The 18,532-nt window shown below is 66.8% G+C and carries 18 protein-coding genes; 13 read left to right on the top strand and 5 right to left on the bottom strand.

The window, feature by feature from the left end; genetic code table 11:
• Positions 1-241 precede the first annotated feature (241 nt).
• From pyrE to JQK15_RS14610, 6 genes are all read left to right on the top strand, one after another.
• Positions 242-823 (top strand): orotate phosphoribosyltransferase, encoded by a 582-nt coding sequence (gene pyrE, locus JQK15_RS14635; RefSeq protein ID WP_214866217.1) that lies wholly within the window; start codon positions 242-244, stop codon positions 821-823.
• Between the two features lies 1 nt (position 824).
• Positions 825-1,556 (top strand): pyridoxine 5'-phosphate synthase, encoded by a 732-nt coding sequence (locus JQK15_RS14630; RefSeq protein WP_214866216.1) that lies wholly within the window; start codon positions 825-827, stop codon positions 1,554-1,556.
• Positions 1,557-1,563: 7 nt separating this feature from the next.
• The gene (gene acpS, locus JQK15_RS14625; protein ID WP_004208613.1) at positions 1,564-1,965 is read left to right on the top strand and encodes a holo-ACP synthase; all 402 of its coding nucleotides are present in this window, start codon (positions 1,564-1,566) and stop codon (positions 1,963-1,965) included.
• Between the two features lie 35 nt (positions 1,966-2,000).
• Positions 2,001-2,915, top strand: a complete 915-nt coding sequence (lepB, locus tag JQK15_RS14620) for a signal peptidase I (RefSeq protein ID WP_214866215.1) — start codon at positions 2,001-2,003, stop codon at positions 2,913-2,915.
• A 29-nt stretch (positions 2,916-2,944) separates the two neighbouring features.
• Positions 2,945-4,027, top strand: a complete 1,083-nt coding sequence (locus JQK15_RS14615; protein WP_214866214.1) for an AI-2E family transporter — start codon at positions 2,945-2,947, stop codon at positions 4,025-4,027.
• A 66-nt stretch (positions 4,028-4,093) separates the two neighbouring features.
• A complete protein-coding gene (locus JQK15_RS14610; RefSeq protein ID WP_069338030.1) occupies positions 4,094-4,420 on the top strand; it encodes a hypothetical protein in 327 nt (108 codons plus the stop codon).
• Positions 4,421-4,589: 169 nt separating this feature from the next.
• On the opposite strand, the gene JQK15_RS14605 is transcribed toward JQK15_RS14610, so the two are convergent.
• Positions 4,590-5,171: an FKBP-type peptidyl-prolyl cis-trans isomerase gene (locus JQK15_RS14605; RefSeq protein ID WP_004208617.1), complete on the bottom strand. Its 582-nt coding sequence runs from the start codon at positions 5,169-5,171 to the stop codon at positions 4,590-4,592.
• Positions 5,172-5,254: 83 nt separating this feature from the next.
• On the bottom strand, positions 5,255-5,461 hold the full coding sequence (gene rpsU, locus JQK15_RS14600) for a 30S ribosomal protein S21 (protein ID WP_004208618.1): 207 nt from the start codon (positions 5,459-5,461) through the stop codon (positions 5,255-5,257).
• 233 nt (positions 5,462-5,694) lie between these two features.
• Between rpsU and JQK15_RS14595 the strand changes: the two genes are divergently transcribed.
• Positions 5,695-6,453, top strand: a complete 759-nt coding sequence (locus tag JQK15_RS14595; RefSeq protein WP_214866213.1) for a class II aldolase/adducin family protein — start codon at positions 5,695-5,697, stop codon at positions 6,451-6,453.
• A 49-nt stretch (positions 6,454-6,502) separates the two neighbouring features.
• On the opposite strand, the gene JQK15_RS14590 is transcribed toward JQK15_RS14595, so the two are convergent.
• Both JQK15_RS14590 and JQK15_RS14585 read right to left on the bottom strand, forming a co-directional pair.
• Positions 6,503-10,084 carry a hydantoinase B/oxoprolinase family protein gene (locus JQK15_RS14590; RefSeq protein WP_214866212.1) on the bottom strand — a complete coding sequence of 1,194 codons (3,582 nt, stop codon included), beginning with the start codon at positions 10,082-10,084 and terminating at the stop codon, positions 6,503-6,505.
• 46 nt (positions 10,085-10,130) lie between these two features.
• Positions 10,131-10,595, bottom strand: coding sequence for an Rrf2 family transcriptional regulator (locus JQK15_RS14585; protein WP_214866211.1), 465 nt, complete (start codon positions 10,593-10,595; stop codon positions 10,131-10,133).
• 119 nt (positions 10,596-10,714) lie between these two features.
• Here JQK15_RS14585 and JQK15_RS14580 point away from each other — a divergent pair, with 119 nt between their 5' ends.
• On the top strand, positions 10,715-11,608 hold the full coding sequence (locus JQK15_RS14580; protein ID WP_214866210.1) for an NAD(P)/FAD-dependent oxidoreductase: 894 nt from the start codon (positions 10,715-10,717) through the stop codon (positions 11,606-11,608).
• Between the two features lie 30 nt (positions 11,609-11,638).
• On the opposite strand, the gene JQK15_RS14575 is transcribed toward JQK15_RS14580, so the two are convergent.
• Complete coding sequence (locus JQK15_RS14575) at positions 11,639-12,793, bottom strand: FAD-dependent oxidoreductase (RefSeq protein WP_214866209.1); 1,155 nt, start codon at positions 12,791-12,793, stop codon at positions 11,639-11,641.
• Positions 12,794-12,909: 116 nt separating this feature from the next.
• On the opposite strand from JQK15_RS14575, the gene JQK15_RS14570 reads away from it, so the two are divergent.
• The 5 genes from JQK15_RS14570 (at position 12,910) to JQK15_RS14550 (ending at position 18,482) form a co-directional block, all read left to right on the top strand.
• On the top strand, positions 12,910-14,772 hold the full coding sequence (locus tag JQK15_RS14570) for a CHASE3 domain-containing protein (RefSeq protein WP_214866208.1): 1,863 nt from the start codon (positions 12,910-12,912) through the stop codon (positions 14,770-14,772).
• A gap of 44 nt (positions 14,773-14,816) precedes the next feature.
• Positions 14,817-16,058, top strand: a complete 1,242-nt coding sequence (locus JQK15_RS14565; RefSeq protein WP_099231671.1) for a putative DNA modification/repair radical SAM protein — start codon at positions 14,817-14,819, stop codon at positions 16,056-16,058.
• A gap of 82 nt (positions 16,059-16,140) precedes the next feature.
• Positions 16,141-16,497, top strand: a complete 357-nt coding sequence (locus tag JQK15_RS14560; protein WP_010339604.1) for a hypothetical protein — start codon at positions 16,141-16,143, stop codon at positions 16,495-16,497.
• An 85-nt stretch (positions 16,498-16,582) separates the two neighbouring features.
• Positions 16,583-17,053 carry a hemerythrin domain-containing protein gene (locus JQK15_RS14555; RefSeq protein ID WP_017500069.1) on the top strand — a complete coding sequence of 157 codons (471 nt, stop codon included), beginning with the start codon at positions 16,583-16,585 and terminating at the stop codon, positions 17,051-17,053.
• Between the two features lie 10 nt (positions 17,054-17,063).
• Positions 17,064-18,482, top strand: coding sequence for a UdgX family uracil-DNA binding protein (locus JQK15_RS14550; protein ID WP_214866207.1), 1,419 nt, complete (start codon positions 17,064-17,066; stop codon positions 18,480-18,482).
• Positions 18,483-18,532 lie beyond the last annotated feature (50 nt).

The raw sequence follows: 18,532 nt of genomic DNA, 5'->3' as shown, positions 1-18,532 counted from the left end.
CGTCCACTTTCGCGTCGTGCCCGCCCGTTCGGTCTATGTGGCGGCTTATAGGCAACGAATTTTTCTGCCTCAAGTCAGTGTGGACCAGATTTTCTTCGCTGTTGCAACGCCTCCCGCTCCCGCCTATCTCGCACCTCGCGCACAGGTGCGCGATCATGGGCATGTCATGCCCGTGCGATATGGGCGGGCCGGGCGCCGTTTTTGCGCGACCTCCCGCAACGGAATAGTGGAACAGGGCGGAATGACCGACGAAGAAGTATTGGCAGAATTCCGGGCAGCAGGTGCGCTGCTCGAAGGACATTTCATCCTGTCGTCGGGCCGCCGCAGCGCCAATTACCTGCAGTGCGCCCGCGTGCTGATGAATGCCGAACGCGCCGGCAAGCTGGCCCGCGCCACCGTGCAGCAGCTGCCGCGCGAGCTGCGCCAGGAGATCGACCTGGTCGTGTCGCCCGCCATGGGCGGCCTGATCATCGGCCATGAAGTCGGCCGCGCGCTCGACAAGGATGCGGTGTTCCTGGAGCGGCCCGAGGGCGTGTTCGAACTGCGCCGCGGCTTTGCCATATCGCCGGGGCAGAAAGTGCTGATGGTGGAAGACGTCGTCACCACCGGCCTGTCGTCGCGCCAGGCGATCGAGGCGGTCGAGCACGAAGGCGGCATCGTCGTCGCCGAAGTGGCGCTGGTCGATCGTTCGGCCGGCGAAGTGGACCTGGGCGTCCCCTTCTACCCGCTCGTGAGCATCAATTTCCCGGTCTATGACGCCGATCAGCTGCCGCCCGAACTGGAAGCGGTGCCGGCGATCAAGCCCGGCAGCCGGAAGCAGTAAGATGGCCGCCGTTCCGCTGCGCCTGGGGGTCAATATCGACCATGTGGCGACGATCCGCAACGCGCGGGGCGGCGAACATCCCGATCCGGTCAAGGCCGCGCTGCTGGCGGTGAAGGCCGGCGCCAACGGCATCACCGCGCATCTGCGCGAGGATCGCCGCCATATCCGCGACGAGGATATCGCGATGCTGATGGCGGCGCTCGACGTGCCGCTGAACCTGGAAATGGCGGCGACGCAGGAAATGCTGGGCATCGCCCTCAAGCACAAGCCGCACGCCGCCTGCATCGTGCCGGAAAAGCGGGAGGAGCGCACGACCGAGGGCGGCCTGGACGCCGCCGGCCAGATCGCGGTGCTGCGCCCGATCGTCGCCGCGCTCACCGATGCCGGCATCCGCGTCAGCCTGTTCATCGAGGCCGATGCCGCCCAGATCGACGCCGCGATCCAGCTTGGCGCGCCCGTGGTCGAATTTCACACCGGCGCCTATGCCCATCTGACCGGCGAGGCCCGCGCGGTCGAGCTGCGCCGCATTGCCGACGCCGCCGCGCTCGCCGCCAAGAACGGCATCGAGCCGCATGCCGGCCATGGCCTGACCTTCGACAATGTCGCGCCGATCGCCGCCATCCCCCAGATCGCCGAACTCAATATCGGCCATTTCCTGATCGGCGAGGCGATCTTCGGCGGGCTGGAAGCCAGCATCCGCGAAATGCGGCGGCAGATGGACCTGGCGCGGTGACTGCCGCATGATCATCGGCCTCGGCTCCGATCTCTGCAATATCGAGCGGATCCAGAATTCGCTCGACCGCTTCGGGGACCGGTTCGTCCAGCGCGTCTTCACCGATGTTGAACAGGCCAAGGCGGAACGCCGGCCGTTTACGAAAGCCGGCACGCTGGCCAAGCGCTTCGCCGCCAAGGAGGCCTTTTCCAAGGCGGTCGGCACCGGCTTCAAGGCCGGGGTCTTCATGAAGGATATCGGCGTCGTCAACGCGCCCAGCGGCGCGCCCACGCTGGCGCTGACCGGCGGCGCGGCACAGCGGCTGGCATCGATGGTGCCGGCGGGCTACAAGCCGGTCATTCACCTGACGCTCACGGACGATCATCCATGGGCCCAGGCCTTCGTCATCATCGAGGCGCTGCCGCTTTGAGCGGGCCGCCCTCCCCATCCGAGCATAGCCCTTCCATGACGGCAGTCGACATGACCCAAACCGACCCCCTGCCCCCTGCCGCGCCCGAAACGGCAGCCGACGACAAGGAGGCAGACAACAGCGGCGCCGGCGGCAGCGGGGTGAATTGGTGGCATGAGGTGAAGAGCATCGTGCTGCTCATCCTCGCCGTGCTGGCCTTCCACAGCTTCGTCGCCAAGCCCTTCTACATCCCGTCGGAATCGATGATGCCGGTGCTGCTGAAGGGCGACCGGCTGGTGGTCAGCAAATTCCCCTATGGCTGGTCCTATGTCAGCCCCAGCTTCCATCCGCTGCCCTTCCTGAAGGGGCGCATCCTGGGCCATCTGCCCGAGCGTGGCGACATCGTCATCGTCTCGCCCCAGAACCGGCGCGAGGATTATATCAAGCGCGTCATCGGCCTGCCCGGCGACATTGTCGAAGTGCGCGGCGGTCAGGTGATCCTGAACGGCGTGCCGGTGCCGCAGAAGGTGCTCAAGCCCCTGCGCATAGCGGTCGATGGCAATGCCCCCTGCCCGCCGATGCAGTTCCCCGGCGCGCTGGTGACCGACAAGGCGGGCAAGAGCTGGTGCGAACTGCCGGTGCGGCAGGAAGTACTGCCCAACGGCAAGACCTATGTCACGATCGACATGGGGCCGAGCGCGCTCGACTGGTATGGCCCGGTCCGCGTGCCCGCCGACCATGTCTTCCTGATGGGCGACAATCGCGACAACAGCGCCGACAGCCGCGCCCCGCTGGAGGAAAATGGCCTGGGCGGCCCGGTGCCGTGGGAAGCGATCGGCGGCCGCGCCGAATTCATCACCTTCAGCCTGGACGGCGATTCGAGCTGGAATCCGCTCAGCTGGCTCCATGCCTTCCGTGGCGGCCGCGCCGGGAACAGCCTGCGCCCCCAGAGCGTTACCGAGGCGAAATAGTTCACGACAGCTAATTGGGGGTTCCGGGTTTGAGCGACGCGCAGCAGCATATCGAGCAACCCGGCCCCAGCGAATTGCGCAGCCCGCTGGTCCAGCATGAGATCAAGCGGGCGGGCGTCTGGTTCGCGATGGCGATCGGCATCGCCCTGGTCGTGCTGCTGGCCCAGCCGATCATGCTGATCCTGGGCGCGCTGGTCTTCACCACCATGATGGATGGCGGCACCCGCCTCTTGGGCCGCGTGCTGCCGATCGGCCGGGGCTGGCGCCTAACGATCGTGCTGCTTGCCGTCGTCGCCTTCCTCGCCTATACTTTCTACCTCACCGGCTCCAGTCTCGCCGCCCAGGCGCAGGCGATGCGCACCATCGTCGAGGCGCAGGTGGAGCGGGTCGGCGGCTGGATGCAGCAGCTGGGCATCACCACCACGCCCGAAGACCTCAAGGGCCTGGCCCAGCAGGCGATGAGTTCCATGGGCCGGGTTACCGCCGCCGTCGGCACCGCTGTCGGCGCGATCACCAGCGGCGTCATGATGCTGGTGCTGGCCATCTTCATCGCGGTCGAACCCAAGCTGTACGAACGCGGCGTCGCCTGGATGCTGCCGATGGACAAGCGCGCCCATTTCTACACCGTCGCCGACAAGATGGCCTTCACCCTGCGCCGCCTGATGTTCGGCCGGCTGATCGGCATGGCGGTGGAGGGTGTGGGCGTATGGCTGCTGCTATGGGCCGGCGGCGTGCCGATGGCGGGCCTGCTCGGCATCCTCACCGGCCTGCTCGCCTTCCTGCCCAATATCGGCGCGATCATCTCGGGCGTTCTGATCGTCCTCGTCGGCTTTTCGGGCGGCACCCATACCGGCCTCTATGCCTTTGGCGTCTACATGGCGGTGCAGATCATCGACGGCTATCTGATCGTGCCGATGGTGGCCAAGCGCGCAACCGACCTGGCCCCCGCGCTGGTGCTGGCGGCGCAGATATTGCTCGGTGCGCTGTTCGGCATCCTCGGCCTGTTCCTGGCCGATCCGATCGTCGCCATGATCAAGGTCTATCTGGAGGAACGGTCCAAGGCTCTGGCAGGGCAGACCATCCTGAAAAGCGACGATAAAAACGGCGATTGACGAATGCGTCCCGGAACGTAACGATTGCTCCTGCGCTTCTATCCTAAAGCGAAAGGAGAGAATGGCATGACCGTGGCAATGGAGCAGCAGAAGAAGCTGCATTTCGAACTGACCAATGTCGGCATGCGGGCCCAGGCAACCGCCGCCGGCATGGTCCAGCTCTGCCGGGAACTGCATCGGGCCGGCATCCTCGACAATGACGCGCTGGAACGGATCAAGTCGGCCATCGCCGACGATATCGACATCGGTGCGCCGCGTTCGGTGTCCTGCGTCGAATATCGGCGCGACGTGAAGGCGCGACTCGACCGCCTGTTCACCGGCGAGGAAAAGATTGGCAGCGCCGAAGGCCTCGCCTTCCCGCCATCGGCCCCCGGCGATCAGGCAGCCCTCTGAGCATTTGTCCGGACTGCGCCTCTGGCGCAGCCGCACCGGTGGTCGGGTGGGGGTGCGGGCCGGTGCCGCATCAAAAATGCGCCCTTTCGCGCATTTTCCAGACAGACTCTGACCACCAAAGAAAAAGGGCCCGGAAACCGGGCCCTTCTCTACTCTCGGATCGATCGGATCAGTTGCCCGGCACGCCCTGCGGAACGGCGCCCTGCGGCATGCCACCCTGCATCTGCTGCATCCGCTGCTGCATCTGCATGATTTCCGCGCGCGACTTGAAGTCGTGCAGCTGGACATCGAACACCAGCACCGAATTGGCCGGGATCGGGCCGGCGGCCTGTTCGCCATAGCCAAGCTGCGGCGGGATCCACAGGCGATACTTGCCGCCCTTCTTCATCTTCTGCAGGCCTTCGGAGAAGCCCGGCACCACGCCGTCGACCGGCATCGGCGTCTGCGGATTCTCGTCGAACACGGTGCCGTCGAGCAGCGTGCCCTTATAGCCCACCAGCGCAACGTCGGCGGTCGTCGGGCTCGGCCCGCTGCCTTCCTCCAGCACCTGGTACTGCAGGCCCGACTCGGTCGTCACCACGCCCTTGGCATGGGCGTTCTGCGTCAGGAAGGCGGCAGGCGATGCTTCCACGCCCTGCTGCCCTGCCCAAGCCAGACCACCGGCCGCCAGCGCGATCGCGGCGACACCGATCCAGAGTCGCGTCAGCGACCCCTTGGCGATAGGACGAAGGGGGACAGCCGTCGTGGACATGAGCGAACGCCTCGCAATGAAGAACGGGAAATCAGCAAAGAGTCAGGACGACCGCGAACCGGCCGTCCTGATATCGGCAGTCCTTAACGGACGCCGTCGCGCTCGGCGCGCTTGCGCTCCAGCTTGCGGGCGCGGCGGACAGCAGCCGCCTTTTCGCGCGCACGCTTTTCCGAGGGCTTCTCGTAGTGACGACGCAGCTTCATTTCGCGATACACGCCTTCACGCTGCAGCTTCTTCTTGAGCGCGCGGAGGGCCTGGTCGACATTGTTGTCGCGAACGATGATCTGCATAAGTCCGTCAATCTCCAATCGAAAACGGGCGGATCGCCAGGAATGAAACCCTCCCGACGGGCCGACCGAATATAAAAATCCGTGAGTCGCCACAGGTCACCCTGAGGCATGTGGGGCGCGCCCTACCAGCAGAGTCGCGCAAATTCAACCCCTGCAGGGCTTTCACGCCCTTTCCCTCGACAGAATGCGTCGAGCGGAGGATAGTGGCGCCCATAATATAAAGGAGGATGGCCATGGCAAGTGCCGCCAGACAGCCCGACATGTCGCCCGCCGAATGGGAGGCGCGCCAGCAGCTCGCCGCCTGCTACCGCATCTTCGACCATTTCGGCTGGTCGGAACTGATCTACAATCACATCACCCTGCGCGTGCCCGATGAGGAAAATGCCTTCCTCATCAACCCGTTCGGCCTACTTTACAGCGAAGTCAGGGCATCCAACCTGGTCAAGATCGATATCGACGGCCATGTGCTCGACGGCAGCCCCTATCCGGTCAATCGCGCGGGCTTCACCCAGCATAGCGTCTTTCACCGCCATCTGGCCGACGCCCATTGCATCATCCACACCCATACCACGGCGGGCATGGCCGTCAGCGCCACGCAGGAAGGGCTGCGGCCGATCAATTTCTACGCCGCGGCCTTCACCGGGCGGATTGCCTATCATGAATTTGAAGGCGTCACGATCCGGCCGGAGGAAGGCGAAAGGTTGATCGCCAATCTTGGCGAGCGGCGAATCATGATGCTGCGCAACCATGGCACGCTGGTGATGGCCAAGACCTTGCCCGAAGCCTTCCTGATGCAATGGATGCTCCAGCGCGCCTGCGAGATTCAGCTCGCCGCCTGCGCCGCCGGCACGCCGGTGGAGATCCCGGCCGATGTCATCGCCGTGCATCAGCGCGACCTCGCCGGTGTGCAATTGCCGGTCGGCGTCGGCGTGCCCGATTTCCAGGCGATGGTCCGCCTGATCGACCGCTCTGACAAGAGTTGGCGGGACTAAAGCGTCCCGCCTTCCCCGCCTCCGTTCGCTTGACGCGAACGGAGGCGGATCAGCCCCTGCCGAATCCCCCGCCGCCGGGCGTCTCGATCACGAAGACGTCGCCCGGTGCCATCTGCGCCGATCCGGTCGCGCCCAGCATCTCGACCCGGCCATCGCCACGCTCGACCCAGTTGCGCCCCAGCCCGCCGGGCGCGCCGCCGGCGAGGCCAAAGGGCGGCACGCTGCGCCGGTTGGCCAGGATACCGGCGGTCATATCCTCCAGGAATCGAATGCGGCGCAGCCCGCCATTGCCGCCATGATGCGCGCCCGCGCCGCCCGATCCGGGCCGAATCGAAAATTCCTCCAGCAGCACCGGGAATCGGCTTTCCAATATTTCGGGGTCGGTGAGGCGGCTGTTGGTCATGTGGGTCTGCACCACATCGGCGCCGTCGAAATCCCGCCCGGCACCCGATCCGCCCGAGATCGTCTCATAATATTGGTGGCGCGCATTGCCGAAGGTGAAATTGTTCATCGTTCCCTGCGCGCCCGCCATCACGCCCAGCGCGCCGAACAGCGCGTCGGTGACGACCTGGCTGGTCTCGACATTGCCGGCGACCACCGCCGCGGGATAGCGCGGCCGCAGCAGCGATCCCTCCGGCACCACCAAAGTCATGGGCTTGAGGCAGCCGTCATTCATCGGCACGGCCTCGTCCACCAGCGTCCGCACGACATAGAGCAGGGCCGCGCGCGCGACCGACAAGGGCGCGTTGAAATTGCCCGGCAACTGGTCCGACGTGCCGGTGAAATCCACCGTCGCGCCGCGCGCCGCCCGGTCGATCGTCACGCTGACGACCACCTCCGCGCCATTGTCCATCGCATAGCGATAGTGCCCGTCGGCCAGGCGATCGATCAGCCGGCGCACCGCGGCCTCGGCCTGATCCTGCACATGGCCCATATAGGCAGCCACGACATCGACGCCATAATCGCCGCTGATCCGCTGCAGTTCGGCCGCGCCCTTGGCGCAGGCGGCGATCTGGGCGGACAGGTCAGCGATATTCTGGTCGACATTGCGCGAGGGCCAGCGGCCGGAGCCCAGCAGCGTCCGCAGATCGCCCTCCAGGAAGCGGCCCTGATCGACCACCAGCACATTGTCGAGGACGATGCCCTCTTCCTCAATGCTGCGGCTGTCGGGCGGCATGGAGCCGGGCGAGATACCGCCAATATCGGCATGATGGCCGCGCGCCGCGACATAGAAGGCCGGCGCACCCGCTTTCCCGTCGGCGAACACCGGCATCACCACCGTCACGTCGGGCAGATGCGTGCCGCCATCATAGGGCGCGTTGAGCGCATAGACGTCGCCCGGCAGCGTGCCGCGCCCGTCGATCGCCCGGCCATCGGCGCCGATCCCGCGCCGGCGCATGACCGCGCGGATGCTTTCCCCCATGCTGCCGAGGTGAACCGGCATGTGCGGCGCATTGGCGACCAGATTGCCGGCGGCATCGAACAGGGCGCAGGAGAAATCCAGACGCTCGCGAATATTGACCGAGGAAGCGCTGTGCTGGAGCGCCGCGCCCATTTCCTCAGCGATCGCCATGAACAGGCCGCCCATCACCTCCAGCCGGACCGGATCGACAGCGGTGCCGTCATCGGCGGCCGGCGCCGGGCGCGGCGCATGACGGGTCAGCACCAGATTGCCGATCGCGTCGAGCCGCGCGCGCCAGCCCGGCTCGACCACCGTGGTCGATACCGGATCACTGATCAGCGCCGGGCCATCGACGATGCTGTCCAGCGTCAGTCCGGCCCGGCCAAACACCGGTGCCTGCGCGCGCGCCAGCATCACCTGCGCCAGTGGCGCGGCTGCCTCGGTCGCGATGGTCGCGACGCTGCCCATATCCTCGGCGGTCGGTGCGATCGCCTCCACCCGCACCATGTCGACCAGCACGATGCCGGTGCCGCCATAGCCGAAGCGGGCCTGATATTGCGCCTCGAAATCGGCCAGCATCGCCGTCCGATCGCCCAGCATCACGTCGAACAGGCTGTCGGTGCCATCATAGCGCAGCCGCAGCACCGTCTCGCTCCGCTCCGCCTCGGGCAGGTCGGCGCGCGCCTGCTCGGCCAGTTCGGCGATCGCCGCCGCCAGCGCGTCGGCGCCGGCACCGTCCAGCGGCAGCGCCAGCGTCCGCTCGCGCACCGCGCGCCGGTCGGCCAGGCCCATGCCATAGGCGGACAGGACGCCGCCCAGCGGATGGATCATCACCCGGTCCATGCCTAAGGCATCGGCGACCAGACAGGCATGCTGCCCGCCCGCCCCACCGAAACTCGCCAGCGTATAGCGCGCGACATCATGACCGCGCGCAACCGAGATGCGCTTGATCGCATTGGCCATGCTGGCGACGGCGACGGCGATGAAGCCCTGCGCAGCCTCCTGCGCGGTCATCACCCGGCCGGTCTGCGCCTCCACCTGCGCACAGATGTCGGCAAAGCGCGCCTCGACCGCGTCCCGGTCGAGCGGCTGGTCGCCATTGGGGCCGAACAGGCTGGGGAAGAAATCGGGCTGCACCTTGCCCAGCATGACATTGCAGTCGGTGATGGTCAGCGGTCCGCCGCGCCGGTAGCAGGCCGGCCCCGGCACCGCGCCAGCCGATTCCGGGCCGACGCGAAAACGCCCGTCGACCACCGAACAGATGGAGCCGCCGCCCGCTGCGATGGTGTGGATGCGCATCATCGGCGCGCGCAGCCGCACGCCCGCCACCCGCGCCTCATTGTCGCGTTCATAGCTGCCGGCATAATGGGACACGTCGGTCGACGTGCCGCCCATATCGAAACCGATCACCTCGCCGAACCCGGCTTGCTCGGCGGTGCGGGCCAGGCCGACGATGCCGCCGGCCGGGCCGGACAGAACCGCATCCTTGCCGCGGAACAGGTCGCCCCGCGTGAGGCCCCCATTGGACTGCATGAACAGCTTGTCGGCGTCCTCGCCCAGTGCCTCGCCCAGCCCGTCGACATAGGCGCGCAGCACCGGCGAGAGATAGGCATCGGCCAGCACCGTATCGCCCCGCCCGACCAGCTTTATGAGCGGCGCGACCTCATGACTGACCGAAATCTGGGTGAAGCCGATCTGCCGGGCGATCCGCGCCAGCGCCTGCTCATGGGCGGGATAGCGATAGCCGTGCATCAGCACGATCGCGACCGCGCGCAGCCCGGCATCATAGCCGCGCTGCAACGCCGCCTGCGCCGCTGCCTCGTCCAGCGGCGTCAGGATGGTGCCATCCTGCATCACCCGCTCCTCCATCTCCACGACATCGGCATGGAGCGGCAGCGGCAGGTCGATCCGCCGCGCGAACAGGTCCGGCCGGTCCTGATAGCCGATGCGGATCGCGTCGCGGAATCCCTTCGTGATCGCCAGCAACACCGGCTCGCCCTTGCGCTCCAGCAGCGCATTGGTGGCGATGGTCGTGCCGATCCGCAACGTGCAGGGCGGGATCGGCCCGTCGCCCGCGCCGGTCAGCCGCCGGATCGCCTCGACTGCCGCGTCGGCATAGCGCTCGGGGTCGCTCGACAGCAGCTTGGCGGTGTGAAGAACCCCTTGCGGGTCGCGTGCCACCACATCGGTAAAAGTGCCGCCGCGGTCGATCCAGAATTGCCATTGCATGCCCCGCCTGATGGCCGCGCCACAGGCGGTTGGCAAGCCGCTTGGCTCAATGGCCGGTCAGCGGCTCGATCGCCCCGGTCGCCAGCAGCGCGGCATAGCGCTGGTCGAAGTCCGCCGCGATCTGCGCCAGCGTCACTTGCCCCAGCCGGGCGATCAGCATCGCCTCCGCTTCCTGCATCGCGGCCGCCATGGAGGCGTTGACCGCCTGTTCGACCAGGCATTGCGGATCGGGATCGGCCGGCCCGATCGAGAAGATGCGCGGCTCACCCACCGCGCGATAAATGTCGAGGATGCGGATCGCGTCGAGCGACCGAGCCAGGGTCCAGCCGCCGCCATGCCCCTTTTCCGATCGCACATAGCCCGCGTCGCGCAGGCCCGCCATGGTCCGCCGCACCACCACCGGATTGGTGCGCAGCATCTGCGCCGCCAGCTCCGACGTCATCGGACCGTCCAGCCGATCCATATGGATCAGGATATGCAGCATTCTCGACAGGCGCGCATCCAGCTGCATCGCAGGCGTCTCCTTTTCCGTTCGCCTATCACGCAACATCAATTGTTGCAAATGTGCGAGGCACGATTATGTAACTTATCAAGTATCGTGATTCGGCGCAGCCATTGAAAGGAAGACCCATGCATGACGTGATCGTGATCGGCGGCAGCTTTGCCGGCCAGTCGGCGGCGATGCAGCTCGCCCGCGCGCGGCAGGATGTGCTGCTGATCGATGCCGGCCTGCCGCGGAACCGCTTTGCCGACGCTGCCCATGGTTTCCTGGGTCAGGATGGCCGCACACCCCGCGCCATCATCCGCGATGCCGCGCGCCAGTTGCTGGCCTATCCCACCGCCCGGATGCTGGCCGGCGAAGTGCGCCATGCCACGCAGGCCAGCGACGGCTTCGCCCTGACCCTGGCCAGTGGCGAAACCCGGCTGGCCCGGCGACTGATATTGGCGACCGGCGTGAGCGACGAGCTGCCGCCGATCCCCGGCATGGCCGAACGCTGGGGCGAGACCGTGCTGCACTGCCCCTATTGCCATGGCTATGAAGTGCGCGACCACCCGCTCGGCATCATCGCCAACCACCCGATGTCCGCGCATCAGGCCGCGCTGATCCCCGATTGGGGGCCATCCACCTATTTCACCCAGGGCCAATATGAGCCGGACGATGCCGAACGCGTCCGGCTGGAGGCGCGCGGCGTCGCGATCGAGCGGGTGCCCGTCGTCGCGCTGATCGGCGACGCGCCCGCGCTGAGCGCCGTGCAACTGGCCGACGGCCGGACGATCGAAATCGCCGCTGTCTTCACCGCCCCCAGAACGCGGCTCAGCAGCGATGTCGCGGTCCAGCTCGGCTGCGCGCTGGAGGATGGCCCGACCGGCCCCTTCATCAGCATCGACAATTGGGGCCTGACCTCGGTGCCCGGCGTCTATGCCGCCGGCGACGCCACCTCCCCCATGCACAATGCGACCTTTGCCTCTGCTTCGGGCGTCAAGGCCGGGGTCGGCGCGCACCAGTCGCTGGTCTTCGCCTGACAGGCGGGGACGGGGCTGGACGGCGGCGCGCTATTTCCAGAAGCCGGCCAGCTTGCGCACCGACGCCTCGGCAGCTTCGCGGTCGGGCGTCTCGTTGGCGTCGCCATAGCCGAACCAGTCGTCCTCCCCGACCTCCTGCACCACGATGCCGTCGCGCCGCGCTAGCATCGCCAGCTTGTCATGATAGACGCCATAGGTGGCGCCGGTCTGCGGGATCAGCCAGGCGATCTGCCCGCGCACCGGCACGATGCTTTCGTCCCGCCACAATGCTCGCGCGCCATAGCCGGTGCAGTTGATGACCGTCTTCTGCTTCAGCCGCGTCACATCATTGGGTTCGTGCAATTCCATCGGCACGATCCGGCCGCCGCCGATCAGGAAATCCGTGGTCAGCTGATGGGCGAGATCGGCGACATTGAAGGTTAGCGAACTGCTGCGCCGAGCCCGCTCGGTGCGGAAGGGATGGGTGCCCGGCGCCAGCTCGACCGATCGCGGCATGATGTCGTGCAGCCGCTCCTCCAGCCGGATGAAGCGATCGGGCCGCTCCGGCGTCACCCTCTCGACGGCGGGCGCCACGGTCGGACCGTCCGACAACATATAACGGTCGGTCCATTCCACCGGATCGCCCGGCAGGCCGAGCAGCCCCTGATAGAAAGCGAAGGAGCGCCGCGCCATCGCCTCCCAGCGATCGCCAAAGCCGGCATCGACGCCGCCCTCCATCGCGATCCGTGAATCGGGCGACCAGGTGCCGGTCGCCCGCGCCGATCGCACGTCGGGAAATTGCTCCTTGGCATAGATGGTCACCTGCGCCCCGGCACGCTGCGCCGTGAGCGCAGTGGTGAGGCCGATCGCGCCGGCGCCGATCACGGCAATATCCGTCCCCCCCTCCGCCAGCGCCATGCCGACCGCGACTTCGGCCGATCCCCAGGACAGCGACCAGCCGCTGCCGCCATGGCCATAATGATGGACGACCCGCTTGCGCCCGACTTCTTCCACCGCGATGCGTGGGCCAGCGGCGCGGAAGGGCCGCAGGCAGACGGTGATGCGGAAGATGCGATCGGGCGTGGCGCGGATCGGCTCCAGCCCGGCCAGCGGATCGAACAGGCTGGCCGCTTCGGCCCCCGCCGCCAGCGACAGGGCGCCCAGCCCGCCCAGGCCCCGCGCCAGAAAATCGCGTCTGTCCATCATCCCGCCCCCTATCTGCCGACCGGTTCAACGAAGTGCCCGGACATAACCGCAACGACCCGTCGCATGACAGACACAATCGGGTTGCCCCACCGTTGTTAATTGCCCATTAAGACCAGATGAATGCGCTCCGCCCCGAACGATCCATCGTCGTTCTGCTGCTCGCGCTTGCCACCGTCATCGTTGCGGTAGGCGGCACCATCTGGCTCTATCGCAGCCAGCAAGCCGAGATCGGCTGGGTCAACCACACGCTGCGTGTCGAAAACCGCCTGTCGGTGATCCTGTCGCGGGTGCAGGCCGCCGAAAGCGCCCAGCGCGGCTATATGCTGACCCGGCAGGATCCCTTTCTGGGGCCGTTCGACACGTTCAAGGCGGACTGGCCGCGCGAGATCGCGCAATTGCGCGCCGACGTGCAGGACAATGCGGACCAGGCTGCAGCCGTCGATGCGCTGGGGCGGATGCTCGACCAGCGACTGACCCTGCTGGAGGGCGGCATCGAACTGCGCCGGCGCGGCCTGCCGGTCGATCCCAACGCCTTCGCCCCCGGCCTGATGGCGATGGCGACGATTCACACCCATATCGCCGGGATGAAGGCGCGCGAGGAGCAGCTGCTGCGCCTGCGCAGTGTCGAGGCCAACCGGCTGACCACCATGGTAACGGCCAGCCTGGCGGTCAGCGGCGCGTTGGTCATCATCCTGGGCCTGCTGGCGCTGCGCAACGCCCGCCGCCGCATGGTGGAGGCGATCGCCGCCAAGCGCGCACTCGCCGACGCCAATGACCGGCTGGTCAGCGAAGCGGAACAGCGCACGGCGATGGAGGCGCAGGTGCGCCAGTTGCAGAAGATGGAATCGATCGGCCAGCTGACCGGCGGCATCGCCCATGACTTCAACAATATGCTCGCGGTCGTCATCGGCTCGCTCGACATGGCGCGGCGGCGCCTGCCCGCCGATATCGATCGGCGCATCAGCAATGGCCTCGACAATGCGACCGAGGGGGCGCAGCGCGCCGCGCAACTGACCGCGCGGCTGCTCGCCTTCTCGCGCCAGCAGCCGCTGGCGCCGCAATCCACCGACGTGAACAAGCTGGTGGGCGGCATGTCGGACATGCTGCGCCGAACAATCGGCGAGCGGGTGCGGGTGGAAAGCGTGCTGGCCGGCGGCCTGTGGCGAGCCAGCATCGATCCCGGCCAGCTGGAAGCGGCGATCCTGAACCTGTGCGTCAATGGCCGCGATGCCATGCCCGATGGTGGCCGGCTGACGGTCGAAACCGGCAATGCCTATCTCGACGATGCCTATGCCGCGACCCATGCGGAGGTGATCCCCGGCCAATATGTGCTGGTGTCGGTCACCGACAGCGGCACCGGCATGACGCCCGACGTGGTCGAGCGCGCCTTCGACCCCTTCTTCACCACCAAGGGCGTGGGCAAGGGCACGGGCCTGGGCCTCAGCCAGGTGTTCGGCTTTGTCCGCCAGTCGCACGGCCATGTGAAAATCTATTCCGAACCCGGTCAGGGCAGCACGATCAAAATCTACCTGCCGCGCCACTATGGCGTGCCGGTCGCCGATCCGGTGGCGCCCGCCATCGCCCTCGACCTGCCCCGCGCCCAGGGGGATGAGATCATCCTGGTGGTCGAGGATGAGGACCGGGTGCGCCACATGTCGGTCGATTCCCTGCGTGAACTGGGCTACACCATCGTCCAGGCCGCCGATGGCGAACAGGCGCTGGCGATGCTGGCGATCGAACCGCGGGTCGACCTGCTCTTCACCGACATCGTCATGCCCGGCATCAACGGCCGCATTCTGGCCGACCGCGCCCGTGCCGACCGGCCGGAGCTGCGCGTCCTCTACACCACCGGCTATACCCGCAACGCCATCGTCCATAACGGCATGCTCGATCCCGGCGTCGCCTTCCTGGCCAAGCCCTTCACCATGGACCAACTCGCCGGCAAGGTGCGCCAGGTGCTGGACGAGGAGCCGGCCTAATCTGGATTATGGACAAGCCGGATTGAGGAACGTAACATGAACACATGTCCGCCCTGTCCACCCGTGAAAAGCTCGAAATCCTTGCCGATGCCGCCAAATATGATGCGTCTTGCGCCTCGTCCGGCACGACCAAGCGGGATTCGCGCGATGGCAAGGGGATAGGCTCGACCGAAGGCATGGGCATTTGCCATGCCTATGCACCCGATGGCCGCTGCATCTCGCTGCTGAAAATCCTGCTGACCAACAGCTGCATCTTCGACTGCCATTATTGCATCAACCGCCGGTCGAGCGATGTCCGCCGCGCCCGCTTCACCGCGCGCGAAGTGGTCGACCTCACGCTCAGCTTCTATCGCCGCAACTATATCGAGGGGCTGTTCCTCTCCTCCGGCATCATCCGCTCGTCCGACTATACAATGGAGCAGATGGTCGAAGTCGCCCGCAGCCTGCGCGAGGATCATGATTTTCGCGGCTATATCCATTTGAAGACGATTCCCGACGCCGATCCGGAGCTGCTGCGTCAGGCCGGCCTCCATGCCGATCGGCTGTCGATCAACGTCGAGCTGCCGACCGAACCCGGCCTCAAGCGGCTGGCGCCGGAAAAGGACGGCCGCCGGATCGAGGGCGCGATGGCGCAGATGCGCAGCCAGATGGACGATATGGGCGACGCCCGCCGCAAATATCGCCATGCCCCGCGCTTTGCCCCGGCCGGCCAGTCGACCCAGATGATCGTCGGTGCCGATGCCGCCGATGATCGCGCCATCATCCAGCGGGCGAGCAGCCTCTATGATCGGCACCGGCTGCGCCGCGTCTATTACAGCGCCTTCTCCCCCATCCCCTCGCCCAGCAGCGTGCTGCCGCTCAAGCGCCCGCCGCTGATGCGCGAACATCGGCTCTATCAGTCGGACTGGATGATGCGCTTCTATGGCTATTCCGCGGCCGAGGTCGCTGCCGCCACCGACCGGGACAGTGGCTGCCTGCCGCTCGACATCGATCCCAAGCTCGCCTGGGCCTTGCAGCATCGCGCCAGCTTCCCGGTCGACGTCAACCATGCGCCGCGCGAAATGCTGCTGCGGGTGCCGGGGCTGGGGGTGAAGGCAGTCGACCGTATCTTGGCCAGTCGCCGCCATCGCCGGCTGCGGCTGGAGGATGTCGCGCGCCTGACCACATCCATCGTCAAGCTGCGCCCCTTCCTGATCGCCGCCGACTGGCGCCCGGTGCAACTGGCCGACCGAGTCGATCTGTCCGCGCAATTGCGGCGTCCCGCCGCCCAGCTCGAACTTTTTTAAGGGGAGCCGAGGCAATTTTGCGGTTGATCGCAAGCACGGTTCATGAAACTCTTGTAACACGATCAGCAAGGGGATCGGGACTTTGGCGACACTTTTCGACAATCAGGCCATGGAGCGGCAGGGCGCAGGCTTTGCCAAGCGCATCAGTACGCATCTTGCGGCCGCCCTTGTCGTCTTCTGCCTGCTCCAGATCTTCATCGTCGCCAAGATGGGCGGCTCGCTGGTCCTGCACCTCGGCGTCATCATCGCGATCGGCGGTTTCGCCATCGCCGCCCGCGCGCTCGAACATCGCTGGCAGATGCTGGATCATAGCGGCCTGTCCCATGCCGGCCTGCGCCTGCGCTTCCGCCGCGACCTGCTGCAGCTCTGGGGCACCAGCCTGCTGGGCGCGCTGCTCTGGGTGCCGGTCGCGATCATCTTCCACGCGCTGTTCGGCTAAGCGCCGAAGCCGGACCCTTTTTACAGGCCGGACCCTTTTCACAGGGCTGTCGTTTCCTCCTTCATCGCATGAAGGAGGATTGCCCATGGCCAAGGCCAGCATTTTCGATCGCCTGAAACAGGATCATGACGCCCATCGCCAGCTGTTCGACAAGATGGCGGAGGCGACGCGCGAAAAGGATGACGACCGGCTGGAAAAGCTGTTCGACCAGTTCAAGGTCGAGGTGACGGCCCATGCCGCCGCCGAGGAGGAGACGCTCTACGCCACCATGCTCGCCCAGCCCGACCTGCGCGAGGATGCGCAGCACAGCGTGTCCGAACATAAGGAAATCGACGATTTCCTGGAGGAACTGGACGGCCTCAAATTCAACGGTGATGCCTGGCGCCGCACCTTTGACCAGCTGAAGAAGCGCTACCTCCACCATATCGAGGAGGAAGAGGAAGAGATGTTCCCCGACGCCGCCAAGGAACTGAGCGCCGCCGAGGAGGAAAAGCTGGCGAAGCTGTTCGCGCGCCGCAAGCCCGCCGAACTGGCCCGTGCCGAGGCGGAGGACTGACCGGACGGCCATGCATCGGGTGACGCTGGCGGGGCCGGACGATTTTGAGGGCTGGCGCGATGCGGCCCGCGCGCTGGCCCTGGCCGCCATTCCCGCCGACGCCATTTTCTGGGATGTTGCGGGCAGCGCCGCGCCAGACCTGTTCGGCAGTGATGCGATGCCCTTGCCCCCCGCTCCGGCGGATGCCGCCTTTTCCGTGCCGCGCGCCTTTGTCGACCTGGCGCAAAGCGCGATCCTCCATCGCGACCCCGCCCGCTTCGCCCTGCTCTACAGCCTGTTGCTGGCGGTGCGCGCGGTGCCCGGCCGGATGGAGGATCGCGCCGATCCGCTGCTGCGCCGGGTCGAGGATCTGGCCAAGGCGGTACGGCGCGATATCCACAAGATGCGCGCCTTCGTCCGCTTCCGCGAACTGGATGAAGGCGACGGCCCGCGCTTCATCGCCTGGTTCGAGCCCGACCATCATGTCGTCCGCGCCAATGCCGGCTTCTTCACCCGCCGCTTCGCCTCGATGCGCTGGTCGATCCTGACGCCGGAGGTCAGCATCCACTGGGATGGCGACATATTGACCGAAGGCCCCGGCGCGCAGCGCGGCGACGCCCCGGCCGAAGATCCCGTCGAGGATGTGTGGAAGGGCTATTATGCCGCCATCTTCAACCCGGCCCGGCTGAAGACCGGGGCGATGCTGTCGGAAATGCCACGCAAATATTGGCGCAACCTGCCCGAAGCCGCCCTCATCCCCGATCTGGTCGCCGGCGCCCAGGCGCGCGAGGCGGCGATGATCGCCACGGCCCCGCGCCCCACAGCCCGCCCGACAGCCCGCACCGGCAATAGCCGCGCCGCCTGGCAGGCGCTGCGCGACGAAGCGATGGCCTGCACCCGCTGTCCCCTGCACGGGCCAGCCACGCAGACCGTGTTCGGCGAAGGCCCGCTCGACGCATCTTTGCTCTTCATCGGTGAACAGCCGGGCGATCAGGAGGATCTGGCCGGTCGCCCCTTTGTCGGTCCCGCCGGCCATTTGTTCGACGCCGCCCTGGCCGAAGCCGGCGTGGATCGGACCTGCGCCTATGTCACCAACGCCGTCAAGCATTTCAAATATGAACAGCGCGGCAAGCGCCGCCTGCACCAGACGCCCGACGTGCCGGAGATCAAGGCCTGCCGCTGGTGGCTGGAGCAGGAACTGGACCTGATCCGCCCGCGCATCATCGTCGCGCTGGGCGCCACCGCCGCCCGTGCCCTGCTGGGCAAGCCGGTGACGATCAGCCAGATGCGCGGCCGTCCCATCCCTCTCGACGACGGCACCGAAGCCTGGATCACCGTCCATCCCAGCTACCTGCTGCGCCTGCCCGACCCCGATCGTCAGGCGCAGGAACAGGCCCGCTTCGTCGCCGATCTGCGGATGGTCGGCGAACGGCTTGCCATCCGCGCCTGATATAAATTCGTTGACGGCCGGCCCGCTGCGCGCGACGCTGCCGCCATCAA

It is taken from the genome of Sphingobium sp. BHU LFT2 (genome assembly GCF_018604485.1).
Lineage (GTDB): Bacteria > Pseudomonadota > Alphaproteobacteria > Sphingomonadales > Sphingomonadaceae > Sphingobium > Sphingobium yanoikuyae_A.
The sequence above is the reverse complement of the archived record's forward strand: the minus strand, read 5'-3'. Positions and strand labels throughout refer to the sequence as shown.

What these genes read in the sequence shown, in the direction of transcription:
- JQK15_RS14585 (WP_214866211.1), bottom strand. Translation starts at nt 10,595, where the DNA reads ATGCAGCTGGATGCGCGCCTGTCGAGAATGCTGCATATCCTGATCCAT.
- rpsU (WP_004208618.1), bottom strand. Translation starts at nt 5,461, where the DNA reads ATGCAGATCATCGTTCGCGACAACAATGTCGACCAGGCCCTCCGCGCG.
- JQK15_RS14590 (WP_214866212.1), bottom strand. Translation starts at nt 10,084, where the DNA reads ATGCAATGGCAATTCTGGATCGACCGCGGCGGCACTTTTACCGATGTG.
- acpS (WP_004208613.1), top strand. Translation starts at nt 1,564, where the DNA reads ATGATCATCGGCCTCGGCTCCGATCTCTGCAATATCGAGCGGATCCAG.
- pyrE (WP_214866217.1), top strand. Translation starts at nt 242, where the DNA reads ATGACCGACGAAGAAGTATTGGCAGAATTCCGGGCAGCAGGTGCGCTG.
- JQK15_RS14610 (WP_069338030.1), top strand. Translation starts at nt 4,094, where the DNA reads ATGACCGTGGCAATGGAGCAGCAGAAGAAGCTGCATTTCGAACTGACC.
- JQK15_RS14595 (WP_214866213.1), top strand. Translation starts at nt 5,695, where the DNA reads ATGGCAAGTGCCGCCAGACAGCCCGACATGTCGCCCGCCGAATGGGAG.
- JQK15_RS14605 (WP_004208617.1), bottom strand. Translation starts at nt 5,171, where the DNA reads ATGTCCACGACGGCTGTCCCCCTTCGTCCTATCGCCAAGGGGTCGCTG.
- JQK15_RS14580 (WP_214866210.1), top strand. Translation starts at nt 10,715, where the DNA reads ATGCATGACGTGATCGTGATCGGCGGCAGCTTTGCCGGCCAGTCGGCG.
- lepB (WP_214866215.1), top strand. Translation starts at nt 2,001, where the DNA reads ATGACGGCAGTCGACATGACCCAAACCGACCCCCTGCCCCCTGCCGCG.
- JQK15_RS14575 (WP_214866209.1), bottom strand. Translation starts at nt 12,793, where the DNA reads ATGATGGACAGACGCGATTTTCTGGCGCGGGGCCTGGGCGGGCTGGGC.
- JQK15_RS14630 (WP_214866216.1), top strand. Translation starts at nt 825, where the DNA reads ATGGCCGCCGTTCCGCTGCGCCTGGGGGTCAATATCGACCATGTGGCG.
- JQK15_RS14555 (WP_017500069.1), top strand. Translation starts at nt 16,583, where the DNA reads ATGGCCAAGGCCAGCATTTTCGATCGCCTGAAACAGGATCATGACGCC.
- JQK15_RS14565 (WP_099231671.1), top strand. Translation starts at nt 14,817, where the DNA reads ATGTCCGCCCTGTCCACCCGTGAAAAGCTCGAAATCCTTGCCGATGCC.
- JQK15_RS14550 (WP_214866207.1), top strand. Translation starts at nt 17,064, where the DNA reads ATGCATCGGGTGACGCTGGCGGGGCCGGACGATTTTGAGGGCTGGCGC.
- JQK15_RS14570 (WP_214866208.1), top strand. Translation starts at nt 12,910, where the DNA reads ATGAATGCGCTCCGCCCCGAACGATCCATCGTCGTTCTGCTGCTCGCG.